Here is a 13822-nt window from a genome sequence, read left to right on the forward strand (position 1 = left end):
CTTTTCATTTAATTTAGTAGAATAGTTGTATTTTTGAAAGTAAATTTTTAATAAACTAAATAAAACCATATACAATGAGAAAAATCATTATAAGTATCTTACTAATATCTTCTATTCCTTTTTCTGCTCAGCAGATGACTACATTGAGCTATGATGGATCACGTTTACTGAATCATACTTTTTATCAAAATGGAGATTCAAGTGGAAAAGGAATCAACTATGATGATATACAGGGTACTCCTTACTATGATAAAACATTTTCTGCAGCTAAATTTATTGTTGCTGACAGATTTGAGAGTGCTGTAGCACGTTATAACACTTACTTTGATGAAGTTGAGTTCAAGAAGGATGAAGAAACTTATTCTTTGGTTCCGGACAGCCCTTTTACCAGAATTGAATTTACCAGAACAAAAGAAGTATTGGTAAAACTTGATACTGGTGATGATTTAAAAGGATATTTCTTTGAATTGGTAGGTGGTAAAAATGCACTTTATAAAAAAGTGAAATCTCAGTTTAAGAATGCAGTTCCTGCAAAGAACTCTTATGATATGGACAGACCAGCAGTCTTTAATATATTAGATCCTGTTTATTATATCAAAACAGAATCAGGATATATTAAAAAACCAAAGAAAATAAAAGATATAGCAAATGCTTTCCCAGCGAAAAAAGATGATATTGAAAAATTTGCAAAATCTAATAACATTAAAGTAAATAAAGAAGAAGACCTCATCAAACTGGTTAAGTTCTTAAATCAGTAAAAAATAAACCCCTGTGAAAACTCACAGGGGTTCCTTCATTTTGGTACTTTTATTAGAATAGCTCACCGGCTACTTTTTTGATATTATCACTCTTCCCCATTGAGTAAAAGTGCAGAACAGGAACTCCAAAATCCAGCAATTCTTTGCATTGGGCAATCGCCCATTCTACTCCGATCTGCTTCACTGCTTCATTGTTTTTTGCATTTTCAACTTCATTGATCAGCTCTTCAGGAAGATCTATTTTGAATACCTGCGGCAGGATTTTCAAATGTTTTTTTGTGGCAATGGGTTTTATTCCCGGAATAATCGGAACTGTAATTCCAATTTCCCTTGCTTTCTGAACGAATTCTATATACTTTTTATTGTCAAAGAACATTTGGGTAACAATATAATCTGCTCCGGCATCTACTTTTTGTTTCAGCCACTTCAGATCATAATTCATGGAAGGTGCCTCCATATGTTTTTCCGGATATCCGGCAACACCGATGCAGAATTTATTCAATTCACCACATGCCTGTTCTTCGTTATGAAGGTATTTTCCTCTTCCCAGATTATTAATTTGATTCACAAGATCCATGGCACTTGCATGCCCTCCCTGAGTAGGCTCAAAATACTGGTGTCCTTTCATGGCATCTCCTCTTAAGGCCATTACATTATCAATTCCAAGATACATACAATCTACCAACAGATATTCTGTCTCTTCTTTCGTAAATCCTCCGCAAAGAAGATGTGGTACTGTATCTACATTATATTTATGCTGAATAGCGGCGCAAATTCCCAGCGTTCCCGGACGCATTCTTGTAATGCGGCGTTCCATGAGGCCATTTCCTTTGTCTAAATAGATATATTCTTCTCTGGATGTTGTAACATCAATGAAAGGCGGTTTGAATTCCATCAACGGGTCTATATTGGTATATAAGTCTTCAATACCTATTCCCTTTTGAGGCGGAACAACTTCTAAGGAGAATAAAGTTTTTCCATTTGCGTTTTTAATGTGTTCTGTTATCTTCATGTCAATGTTAATCTGCTAAATTTGGCGACAACCATTTTTTCGCTTCCTGAATGCTACAACCTCTTCTTGCTGCATAATCTTTAAGCTGGTCTTCTGTAATTTTTCCTAATCCGAAGTATTTGGCATGCGGGCTTCCGAAATAATACCCGGAAACGGATGCTGTCGGGAACATCGCCAGGCTTTCTGTAAGGAAAACACCTGTGTTTTCTTCTACTTTTAAAAGATCCCAGATTGTTTTCTTTTCCAGGTGGTCTGGGCAAGCCGGATATCCCGGTGCCGGACGGATTCCTTTGTATTTTTCGGCAATCAATTCTTCATTGCTTAAGCTTTCCTGATTGGCATATCCCCAGTATTCTGTTCTTACTTTTTTGTGTAAGAATTCAGCATAAGCTTCTGCAAAACGGTCTGCCAGGGCTTTTACCATAATGGAATTGTAATCATCATTGGCTTTTTCGTATTCACTGGACAATTCATCGGTACCAAATCCAGTAGTTACACAGAATGCTCCCACATAATCTGTTTTTCCTGAGCTTTGAGGAGCGATGAAATCACTGAGCGCCAGATAATCTTTTCCTTTTGATCTTTGAGCCTGCTGTCTTAAGGTTAAAAACTTCGCCTGTTCATTGTTATTTTCATCAAAAATCAAGATATCATCAGATTCATTGGAATTGGCTTTAAAGATCCCGAAAATGGCTTTTGCTGTTAAAAGCTTTTCATCCAGAATTCTCTTTAGAATCACCTGAGCATCTTTGAATAATTCTTTCGCCTGAGCTCCTACCACCTCATCTTCCAGGATATTCGGGTATTTCCCGTGAAGATCCCAGCTTCTGAAAAACGGTGACCAGTCGATGAAGGGAAGAAGTTCCCTCAAATCCTGATTTTCGATAACTTTTATTCCTATCGTATTCGGAGTGAAAATCTCTTCATTCTCCCAATCAATTTTAAAATGATTCTCTCTTGCTTCCTGGATGGATACATAATCTTTATCCACCTGTCTGTTCAGAAACTTTTCTCTGAAGTCGGAATAGTCATTCTTTAAATCTGAAACATATTCTTTATTTCTGTCACCCAATAATGAGCTTACTACGTTCACGGCTCTTGATGCATCATTCACGTGAACAACTGCATTTTTATATTTTAAATCAATTTTCACTGCAGTATGTGCCTTTGAAGTTGTAGCACCACCTATTAATAAAGGAAAATCTAAATTTTGTCTTTCTAATTCTGAGGCGATATACACCATTTCATCCAAGCTAGGGGTAATCAATCCGCTTAATCCTATAACGTCTACTTTTTCTGCAATAGCTGTCTGAATAATTTTTTCAGCCGGAACCATTACTCCAAGGTCAACGATTTCATAGTTGTTACAACCCAAAACGACACTCACAATATTTTTACCGATATCATGAACGTCCCCTTTTACTGTTGCCATTAAGATCTTTCCGTTGGCAGGTTTTGCTCCGTCTTTTTCAGCTTCAATGAAAGGTTGCAGATAAGCCACCGCTTTTTTCATTACCCTTGCAGACTTTACGACCTGAGGTAAGAACATTTTCCCGCTTCCGAATAAATCTCCTACTACTCCCATTCCGGTCATCAGATTAATTTCGATTACATGAAGTGGTCTTGCAGCTGACTGTCTTGCTTCTTCTACATCTTCTTCAATAAAACGGTCGATCCCTTTTACCAATGCATAGGTAATTCTTTCCTGTAATGGATTGTTTCTCCATTCTAAGTCTTCGGTCTTTTCTTTTTTGACTGATTTGTGTTTTTCTGAATAGTCAAGAAGTCTTTCTGTAGCATCTTCTCTTTTATCCAGGATTACATCTTCTACAAGCTCCAGTAATTCTTTATTGATTTCATCATAAACTTCCAGCATCGCCGGGTTTACAATACCAATGTTCATTCCTGCCTGGATGGCGTGATAAAGAAAAACAGAGTGCATTGCTTCTCTCACAGTATCATTTCCACGGAAAGAGAAGGAAACATTACTCACTCCCCCACTCACGGATGCATAAGGAAGATTTTGTCTTACCCAACGTGTAGCTTCAATAAAGTCGATGGCATTTCTTCTGTGCTCATCCATTCCTGTTGCCACCGGAAAGATATTTAAATCAAAAATGATGTCTTCTGCCGGAAAACCAAGTTGATTGACAAGAATATCATAAGAACGTTTTGAAATTTCAATTCTTCGTTCAAAACTGTCAGCCTGCCCTACCTCATCAAATGCCATAACAATAACTGCTGCACCATATCTTTTAATAGCTTTGGCATGTTTGATAAATTCTTCCTCACCTTCTTTCAAACTGATAGAATTTACCACACATTTTCCCTGAGCTACCTGAAGACCTGCTTCAAGGATTTCCCACTTGGAAGAATCTACCATGATTGGGATTCTTGCGATATCCGGTTCGGAGGCAATTAAGTTCAGGAATTTGATCATGGATGCTTTTCCATCAATCAATCCATCATCAAAGTTGACATCCAGAATCTGGGCACCTCCTTCTACCTGATGGCGGGCAATATCTAATGCTTCGGAGAATTTCTCCTCTTTGATCAGTCTTAAAAACTTTTTGGAACCGGCAACGTTAGTCCTTTCACCAACATTGATGAAATTGCTCTCCGGTGTTATGATAAGAGGCTCGAGGCCTGATAATCTTAAATATTTCATTTTATTCTTCTAAAATATAGTAGGCATTATTGGCATTCTGTCTCAATAAATCCCTATGCTTGCTTAAAGCAGTCAACAATGGAAATCTTTTATATGCAAGATCATATTCTCTGGCAAATTCTTCAATCTCCTCTGTGATCTCGTTGTAATACATATAACTGTAGTTCGGAAACAGATGATGTGCTACATGGAAATTAAAATTCCCCAACATATTTCTTACCAGCCAGTTATTTTCTTTTAAATCATTGGTCACTTCAAACTGATGACGAAGCCAGCTAAATGGCAGACCATTTTCTTTATTTAATTTTGGAAAGGCATTATCAGGAAGCGGATGCAAAGGCAGTAAAACAAACAATGCAAAAATACTTGCTGAAATTACCTGTAAAAACCACGCTCCTAAAGCCAACCCTATTGATACTTTAAAGAACATCACAGGAACCACAATCTGATAAAAGAAATAGAACAGCTTATAGCTTATCATTTTTACTTTCTCCATAACCGGTATTCTCCCCTGGGTCTTTAAAATCACTCTTTCTTTGTCAAAGAAGTCTCTGAAGTCTCTTATAAACATCCAATTGAACAAATAGAGTGGATATACTAAAAAGAAAAACTTATCCTGATACTTCTGTACTCCTTTTGCTTTGATCCACGGTACGATTAGCAGCAATCCGCTCTGCTCGATATCCGTGTCCCATCCATCTACATTGGGATATGCGTGATGGCTCGCGATATGTCTTTTTTTCCAGATATAGGAGTTGGCTCCTATAAAATCAAAAATGTGAAGAACCAGCCCGTTCAGTCTTTTACTTTTATATATGTTGTTATGGGCTGCCTCATGAATTAGGTTTAAATAAATCAAAACCAGAGAAATTCCCATTAAAACAAAGCTCAGAATATACATCCAATGTTTTTCAGCATTCAAAACAGCAAGAAAATATAACCCAATATAGACCAGTGGCAGAATAACCGCTTTGATCTGAATGTAGATATCCCTGTTCTCAGAAATAGTTTCTACTCTTTGGTTTACTTTCTTTCTCAGCTCATTAAATAATCTGATATCCTCCGAATCTTTTAAGTAAATTGGCTTTTTCATTATATTTAACTTTGTGGTTTACATAAAGTTACTATTTATAATTAGCCTTCATTCTTGATTTTAATTAAAAAAATCTATCAAATCATACAAATTCCTTCAATTTCCTTGGCTGATATTGTTCTACCAAATCTGCAATCGCTTTTATATGCTCAGGAGTGGTTCCGCAGCAGCCACCGATAATATTGATCAGTCCTTTTTCTACATATTCTTTAATTTGTCTTGCCATATCTTCAGGAGTTTCGTCATATTTTCCAAAAGCATTCGGTAAACCAGCATTCGGGTATGCTGAAATATAGAATTCTGAATTATGGGCCAGAGTTTCAAGATAAGGCGTCAGCTGATCTGCTCCCAATGCACAGTTGAAACCTACACTTAATAAATTCAGGTGGGAAACGGAGATCAGAAAAGCTTCTGCTGTTTGCCCGCTCAGTGTTCTTCCTGAAGCATCGGTAATGGTTCCTGACACCATGATCGGAATTTTTATTCCTCTTTCATCCTGTAGTTCATCAATGGCAAACAAAGCTGCTTTTGCATTCAGGGTATCAAAGATGGTTTCTACCAAAAGAATATCTGAACCTCCGTCCAGCAAAGCTTCACACTGCTGCCTGTAAGCTACTCTCAATTCTTCAAAAGTGATGGCTCTGTATCCGGGATCATTAACGTCTGGACTTAAACTTGCCGTTCTGTTTGTTGGCCCGATAGATCCTGCTACGAATCTCGGTTTGTCCGGGTTTTTCGCGGTATATTCGTCACAGGCTTTTCTTGCAATTTTTGCGGACTCATAGTTCAGTTCGTATACCAGCTCTTCCATGTGATAATCTGCCATCGCTATGGTAGTTCCCGAGAATGTATTGGTTTCAATGATATCAGCCCCTGCTTCCAGGTATTTCTTGTGAACTTCTTCAATCGCCTGAGGCTGTGTGAGAGAAAGAAGGTCATTATTTCCTTTTACCGGATGCTCCCAATCCTTGAAACGCTCTCCACGATAGTCATCTTCTTCAAACTTGTATCTCTGAAGCATTGTTCCCATAGCTCCGTCAAGAACCAGAATTCTCTTCTGAAGTTGGGCATTGAGTGCTGAAAGCTGAGCGTCTTGTATATTATTTTTCATTTTCTATCAATTTGTAACAGTTTATAAATCCGCTGACCAGTTTTTTGCATAAGAGGATTTTTTGATTGATTATTTTAAAATCTTCTTTAGAAATATATTGTTGGTCTGAAGCCAAATGGAATTGAGTTTCCAGTTTATAAAGAGATTTCCCGGCAATCTGCAGAAACGGTAAAGTATCTTCGGGATTCAGCCTTCTACTTCCTTCCGTTATATTGAACGAAACTGAAGTTACCATTTTTCTTATCTGACCTGTTAAAGCCAATAATTCTTCTTTAGGAAAGTTGGCAGTCAGGATATAAGTTAGATTAACCAACTTTCTTCCCTCCATCCAAATTGCTAATTCTGTGTATTCTCTATTCATTTGGTTTTTTATAAACTGTCAACGATTAACTAATCTAAAGCCTGTTTCAGATCTGCTATGATATCTTCTACATTTTCCAAACCTACCGAACAGCGAACCAATCCTGCCGTAATACCTACTTCATTTCTTTCCTCATCGGATAATTTAGAATGGGTTGTAGATGCCGGGTGGGTAACGATCGTTCTTGTATCACCTAAATTAGCAGACAGCGAACACATTTGTATCTTATCTAAAAAGTTTCTTCCGCCTTCTATCCCTCCCTTTATTTCAAATGCTACGATATTTCCTCCAAGCTTCATTTGCTTTTTAGCGACTTCATAACTTGGATGGGATTTCAGAAATGGATATTTTACTAATTCTACGTTCGGATGACTTTCTAAAAACTCAGCTACTTTCAATGCATTCTCACAGTGCTTTTCTACACGGATCGCCAATGTTTCTAAACTTTTTGATAATACCCAGGCATTAAAAGGAGATAATGCAGGTCCTGTATTTCTTGCGAAAAGATAAATTTCTCTGATCAGGTCTTCTTTTCCTACTGCTATTCCTCCTAATACTCTTCCCTGTCCGTCAATCAATTTCGTCGCTGAATGTACAACAATATCTGCACCATATTTGATCGGCTGCTGAAGATAAGGTGTTGCAAAGCAGTTATCTACAATAAAAATAAGGTTGTGCTTTTTCGCAATCTGTCCGAAAAACTCAAGATCCAGAATTTCAATAGCCGGATTGGTAGGAGTTTCAAGATATAAGATCTTTGTATTGGGCTTGATATATTGTTCAACATTCTCAGCATCTCCTGCTTTGAAATAAGAAGTTTCAATATTCCATTTCGGGAAATACTTCGTAAATAAAGTATGCGTAGATCCGAAAACTGACTGGCAGCTCACGATATGATCTCCGGCATTCAATAATGCAGCAAATGTAGAATAGATGGCAGCCATTCCTGTAGCAAAGGCATATCCTGCTTCTGCACCTTCCATCTTAGCAATCTTATCTGTAAATTCTGTTACGTTTGGATTAGAGAAACGGCTGTATAAATTCTTTGGTTTTTCTTCTGCAAAGCTTGCTCTCATATCTTCCGCATCCTGAAATATAAAACTGGAAGTAAGGTATAATGGTGTAGAATGCTCGTCAAACTGACTTCTTTCAGTCTGGGTTCTTATTGCTGATGTTTCAAAATTTTCCATATAGTTTTAATTGATCAATTTTACATTGTAACCATCAGATTCTTCGCTATGCTCAGAATGACAATTGTCGTTATGGTTACACTGCCAAATTGATAGATGTTAGATTAAATATTATTTAGTTTCACTTACTCTTAGAATATCTCCGAATACTCCTCTGGCTGTTACTTGTGCTCCTGCTCCTGCTCCCATGATAACAATAGGATTTTCACCATAGCTTTCTGTGTAAATTTCAAAGATTGAATCTGAACCTTTTAATTGTCCTAAAGCTGAAGTTGCCGGAACAGAAATCAATTTTACATCTAACTCACCTTTATCTTTCTGCAGATCACCATGCAAATCACCTACATATCTCAATACATGCCCAGGCGCCTGATTTTCTTTTATTTTCTGATACTCTTCGTCCAGTTCTTCAAGTCTTGAAAGGAATTCTGATTTTGAAACCTCAAGCAGACTTTCCGGAACCAGATTTTGAATATTGATATCTCCGAATTCATTGATTAAGTCTAATTCTCTCGCCAGAATCAATAATTTTCTTGCTACGTCATTTCCCGATAGGTCTTCTCTTGGATCCGGTTCTGTGTATCCTTTTTCCAAAGCTTCATTGATGATGGTTGAAAATTTATCGTCTCTTAAAGAAAAATTGTTGAAAACATAGCTTAATGTTCCGGAGAATACTCCTTTGATTCTTGTGATATTTTCTCCTGAAAGGTGTAATAATTTAATCGTATCAATTAATGGTAAACCTGCCCCCACATTGGTTTCATACAGATAACGTCTGTTGTTTTTATTCAACGTATATCTTAGTTTTCTGTATTCTTCAATCGGAAGGGTATTAAAAATCTTGTTTGAAGAAACCAGATCAAATCCGTTTTCTGCCAAAGCATGATAGTTTTTCACAAAATCCTTACTTGCCGTGTTATCAACAACGATAAGGTTCTCCAGCTGGTTTTCGTTGGAGAAATTAATCAGCTCCTGAACACTCGAAGGATGTTCTGCAGTCAAAACCTCATCGCTCCAATTCGCATCAAATCCTTTTTTGTTGAAAGCTATTTTCTTTGAATTGGCCACTGCAACAACTTTAAGATCTATTTTTTTACGTCTTTTTATTTCTTCTGAAGATTCCAATACCTGTTGTATCAGAGTTTTTCCTACATTCCCGTGTCCGATGATCGCCAGATGAACGGTTTTTGGCTTTTTGAAAATTTCAGACTCGATGATATTTCTGGTTTTTTCATCCTGTGAAGAAGTTACTACGATGTTGACTCTGTTTTCTCCCGCAACCTGATTCAAAAGTAATGGGAAAACATTGTTTCTTGCCAGCTCAGCAAATACTTTATTGAAATCTTCTGCTACAAAACCGATCACAGAAACATTATTAATACTATAGATCTGAGAAACTTTTCCAGATTTTCTTTCTGCTTCAAACTCATCAATAAGACAAGCAACTGCTTTTTCTGCATCAATTTCCTGAACCAAGATAGAAATTCCGTTTTCTATGGCCTGTTGGGAAATTACTCCTACACTGATACGCGCTAAGGTAAGCGCTTTAAAAATTCGTCCGTCAATCCCGATTTCTCCCAGGAAATCTTCTCCTTCAAATTTGATGATTGATCTGTTCTTCAAAAATTTTATTTCGTTAGCATTTTTCATTACTTCTGTAAAATGTTTTTAATGATATTATTTAATTGTTGATATTCCATTAGGAAGGCATCATGCCCGTGTATAGATTGGATCTCGTGATAAGAAACATTCTTATTTTTCTTTTTTAAGTTTTCAAAACACATTCGGATTTCAGAAGCAGGAAAGAATAAGTCTGTATCTACGGAGATCATGTGCATTCGTGCCTGTATTTTATCCAGTGATCGTTCATCAGCATTAATATTCATCAAGAGATGATTCATCAGTTTGTACGCTTTTAAACTAAATCTTTCGTTTAGTGCATTACCATGATAAACCAACCAATCTTCTGATTCCAGACATTGTTTGTCCTGGTTATATTGGTTTTGAAATCTGTCATTGAGCGACTGTGGTGTTCTATAACACAGCATGGCATGAATTCTTGCTTTCTGTAGTGGTTCTTCTTTATCATTCAATAAAAATTTCTGAACCAGACATTGTGCATGAAGCCAGTCATGTGTTCTGTAATCACAGGCAATAGGAATAAATATTTCTGCAAGATCCGGCTGCTTGGCAAGCATTTCCCAGGCAATTCCTCCTCCCAGAGAGCCTCCAATAATGGCGTATAGATTTTTGATATGTAAAGCTTCAAGCCCTTTTAGAAATATCGCAGCGATATCTGAAGGCGTGAAATCTTCATAGTCTTCAATTAAAAAATTGTCATAACCGTTTCCGGGTATATTGAAACACAGAACCGTATATTGATTGGTATCAACAATCTGATTTTCTCCTACCAATTGTTTCCACCAACCTTTTTCTCCGGATACATCTGAGTTTCCGGTAAGTGCATGATTGATTAAAACAATGGGTGCTGTAAACAGATCTTTCCCAAAAAGCTGATAGCTTAACGGGATATGGTATTCCTTTTGGGAATTGGTTTGATACGAAAGATTTATATAGTTTAGTTCTGTTTTCAATTCTATTATATTTTAATACAAATACAATTGAAAATGCCACAGGAAATGGCTGAAAAGAACTTCAGTAAGTTATCTGTCCAAAATACTTTGGTAGAACGTAGCACCTTCTTTGCTTGCGCAAAGGGTTGCTAAGGTTTCATAGGGTCTAATCCCTCAACCTTTCTTGATAACATTTTCAATATTTGAATGAACGAATGGTGCAAAGATAGTTCTTTTCTTTTAATTTCAAAAAAAAATTATTTTAATATTTAAAAAAGCCCTTAAATACAAGTATTTCAAAACTATATTAATAATTGTTCAGATGAAAAAAATTGGAATTATTTTTCAAAAAAACTAACTTCGTATGGAAAAATGATGAGATATGACCGCCGAAAAAGAAAGATTACAAGATACTAAATGGAAAAACTGGGGACCTTATGTAAGCAACCGACAGTGGGGAAATGTACGTGAAGATTACAGCTCAAACGGGAATGCCTGGGATTTTACCAATCATAATAATGCTGAAAGCTATGCTTACCGCTGGGGAGAAGAAGGCATCGCCGGAATTTCTGATGTAAAGCAACTTTTTTGTTTTGCTTTTTCATTCTGGAACAAGAAAGATAAAATGGTAAAAGAACGATTCTTCGGATTGAGTAACCCTCAGGGAAATCATGGTGAAGACATCAAAGAAATCTTTTATTACCTGGACAATACACCTACCCACAGCTATATGAAAATGGTGTATAAATATCCGATTAATGAATTTCCTTACGATGATCTTATTACAGAAAATGGAAAACGAAGCAAAAAGGAACCGGAATATGAGATTTTCGATACCGGAATTTTTGATAACGATGAATATTTTGATATTTTCATTGAATACTGTAAAGCCGATCACAACGATATCTTAGCCAGAGTCACCGTTTGTAATCGAAGCCAGCATGAGGCTCCTATTCTGGTAGCTCCCACAATCTGGTTCAGAAACAACTGGAAATGGGGATACAATACTTATAAAGGAGAGGTCAATGCGTCTCATGACGGAAGTATTAATATTGGTCATGACAGTATTTCGATCAAAAAGCTATATTCCCGAAACTCAAATGCACAGAGTGTATTTTGTGATAATGAAACCAATACTTCCAAACTTTACGGAGCTCCCAAAGCAGAGAATACTTATTTCAAAGATGGAATTAATAATTTTATTATTCATCAGGGAGATACTGTAAATCCAGAAAAAAGAGGAACAAAAGCTTCTTTTCTTATTGATGAAATTATTGATGCTGGGGAATCAAAAGTTTTTGAGTTCAGGTTGTCTCCTGACGAAATGGATGAACCTTTTGACAGTTTTGATCATATTTTCAATATCCGTCAAGCTGAAGCTGAAGAGTTTTATAACGATATTCAGAATGATACAGTAAATGAAGATGAAAGAAATGTTCAGCGACAGGCTTTTGCAGGGCTTCTTTGGAATAAACAGTTCTATCATTACAATATCGGAAAATGGTTGAAAGGAGATCCCAATTTTGAGGCTCCAAGAAATTTCAACGAATATGTAAGAAATACAGAATGGAATCATCTTCATAATAAGGATATCATTTCCATGCCTGATAAATGGGAGTATCCATGGTATGCTACGTGGGATCTGGCATTTCACTGCGTCCCTTTCTCCATTATAGATGCGGAATTCGCCAAAGGACAGCTTTTATTACTTACCAAAGAATGGTACATGCATCCTAACGGACAGCTTCCTGCTTATGAATGGAACATGAGCGATGTGAACCCGCCTGTACATGCCTGGTCTTGCTTCCGTGTTTTTAAGATTGATGAAAAAAACAATGGAAAGCCGGATTTATTATTTTTAGAAAAAGTCTTTCAGAAGTTGTTGCTGAATTTTACATGGTGGGTCAACAGAAAGGATAAAAATGGTAAAAATATTTTCGGAGGCGGCTTCCTTGGTCTCGATAATATTGGTGCTTTTGACCGCAATATGGAACTAAAGGACGGTCAGCATCTTGAACAGGCAGACGGAACAAGCTGGATGGCGATGTATGCATTGAATATGATGCGTATTGCGATGGAACTTGCCCAATATTATCAGGTATATGAGGATATGGCGATCAAGTTTTTTGAACATTATCTTTATATCGCTGAAGCTATGGAAAACCTGGGTGAAGGAACAAAAGGCTTGTGGAATGAAGAAGACGGATTCTTCTATGATGTATTGCAGCTTGGAAACGGAGACAGTGTTTCTTTGAAATTAAGAAGTATTGTCGGCTTAATTCCTTTATTCGCAGTAGAAATTGTGGATCACAGGCTGTTGGAAAAGATGCCTAATTTCAAAACCAGAATGGAATGGATCCTAAAAAATAAACCGGAACTCACCAAGCTCGTTTCTCATTGGGATGAGGAGGGACAAGGCAGAAAACATCTGATGAGTATTTTACGTAAAAACAGATTAACAAAGGTTCTTACAAGAATGCTTGATGAAAAAGAATTTCTAAGCTCTTACGGAATCCGTGCTATGTCTAAAGTATATGAAGAAAATCCTTTTGTATTCTCTGTGCATGGAGCCGAAAATATGGTATACTATACTCCTGCAGAAAGTGACAGCCGAATGTTTGGTGGAAACAGCAACTGGCGTGGGCCGATCTGGTTTCCTATCAATTTCCTGATTGTTGAAAGCCTGCAGCGTTTTCATTATTATTATGGAAACAGTCTTAAGGTAGAATTTCCAACAGGAAGCGGCGATAAAAGAAATCTTGATGAAGTCGCTCAGAATATCAGCAAAAGGCTCTGTTCAATATTTTTAAAGGATGAACATGGGCAAAGGGCTTTCAACGGAGGCAATCCAAAATTCAATTACGATGAGCATTTCAGAGATTATATCACCTTCTTTGAATATTTTCATGGCGATAACGGCCGTGGTGTAGGGGCTTCTCACCAGACAGGATGGACTGCCACTGTGGCGAAACTGATAAAACCAAGACTTACCTTTTAATCAGCAATGAGTAATAAATAATAAAAAAGCCGGATGAGTCATCCGGCTTTTTCTATTT

The 13822-nt window shown here is 36.9% G+C and carries 10 protein-coding genes and 1 riboswitch; of the genes, 2 read left to right on the forward strand and 8 right to left on the reverse strand.

The features are described 5' to 3' along the window. Positions 1-74: 74 nt before the first annotated feature. On the forward strand, positions 75-758 hold the full coding sequence (locus tag ACPF63_RS18830) for a hypothetical protein (RefSeq protein ID WP_426480918.1): 684 nt from the start codon (positions 75-77) through the stop codon (positions 756-758). Positions 759-810: 52 nt separating this feature from the next. On the opposite strand, the gene metF is transcribed toward ACPF63_RS18830, so the two are convergent. From metF to ACPF63_RS18870, 8 genes are all read right to left on the reverse strand, one after another. After that, positions 811-1770, reverse strand: a complete 960-nt coding sequence (metF, locus tag ACPF63_RS18835) for a methylenetetrahydrofolate reductase [NAD(P)H] (protein WP_426480919.1) — start codon at positions 1768-1770, stop codon at positions 811-813. 7 nt (positions 1771-1777) lie between these two features. Further along, on the reverse strand, positions 1778-4438 hold the full coding sequence (gene metH, locus ACPF63_RS18840) for a methionine synthase (protein ID WP_426480920.1): 2661 nt from the start codon (positions 4436-4438) through the stop codon (positions 1778-1780). Position 4439: 1 nt separating this feature from the next. Continuing rightward, positions 4440-5531, reverse strand: a complete 1092-nt coding sequence (locus tag ACPF63_RS18845; RefSeq protein WP_426480921.1) for a fatty acid desaturase family protein — start codon at positions 5529-5531, stop codon at positions 4440-4442. A gap of 82 nt (positions 5532-5613) precedes the next feature. Beyond that, the gene (locus ACPF63_RS18850; RefSeq protein ID WP_426480922.1) at positions 5614-6642 is read right to left on the reverse strand and encodes a homocysteine S-methyltransferase family protein; all 1029 of its coding nucleotides are present in this window, start codon (positions 6640-6642) and stop codon (positions 5614-5616) included. Continuing rightward, positions 6632-7003, reverse strand: coding sequence for a four helix bundle protein (locus tag ACPF63_RS18855; protein ID WP_426480923.1), 372 nt, complete (start codon positions 7001-7003; stop codon positions 6632-6634). The genes ACPF63_RS18850 and ACPF63_RS18855 overlap by 11 nt, the downstream gene beginning before the upstream one ends. A gap of 29 nt (positions 7004-7032) precedes the next feature. Further along, entirely contained in the window at positions 7033-8193 is a 1161-nt protein-coding gene (locus tag ACPF63_RS18860; protein ID WP_077413646.1) for an O-succinylhomoserine sulfhydrylase, read from the reverse strand. Between the two features lie 111 nt (positions 8194-8304). Continuing rightward, positions 8305-9843 carry an ACT domain-containing protein gene (locus ACPF63_RS18865; protein ID WP_077413645.1) on the reverse strand — a complete coding sequence of 513 codons (1539 nt, stop codon included), beginning with the start codon at positions 9841-9843 and terminating at the stop codon, positions 8305-8307. Next, positions 9843-10787, reverse strand: coding sequence for an alpha/beta fold hydrolase (locus ACPF63_RS18870; protein ID WP_426480924.1), 945 nt, complete (start codon positions 10785-10787; stop codon positions 9843-9845). The genes ACPF63_RS18865 and ACPF63_RS18870 overlap by 1 nt, the downstream gene beginning before the upstream one ends. Before the next feature lie 66 nt (positions 10788-10853). Continuing rightward, positions 10854-10960, reverse strand: a riboswitch (SAM riboswitch). A gap of 188 nt (positions 10961-11148) precedes the next feature. Here ACPF63_RS18870 and ACPF63_RS18875 point away from each other — a divergent pair. Further along, positions 11149-13764 (forward strand): MGH1-like glycoside hydrolase domain-containing protein, encoded by a 2616-nt coding sequence (locus tag ACPF63_RS18875; RefSeq protein ID WP_426480925.1) that lies wholly within the window; start codon positions 11149-11151, stop codon positions 13762-13764. Positions 13765-13822 lie beyond the last annotated feature (58 nt).

Origin of the sequence: Chryseobacterium sp. R2ACT005, from assembly GCF_049949215.1 — a bacterium.
GTDB lineage: Bacteria > Bacteroidota > Bacteroidia > Flavobacteriales > Weeksellaceae > Chryseobacterium.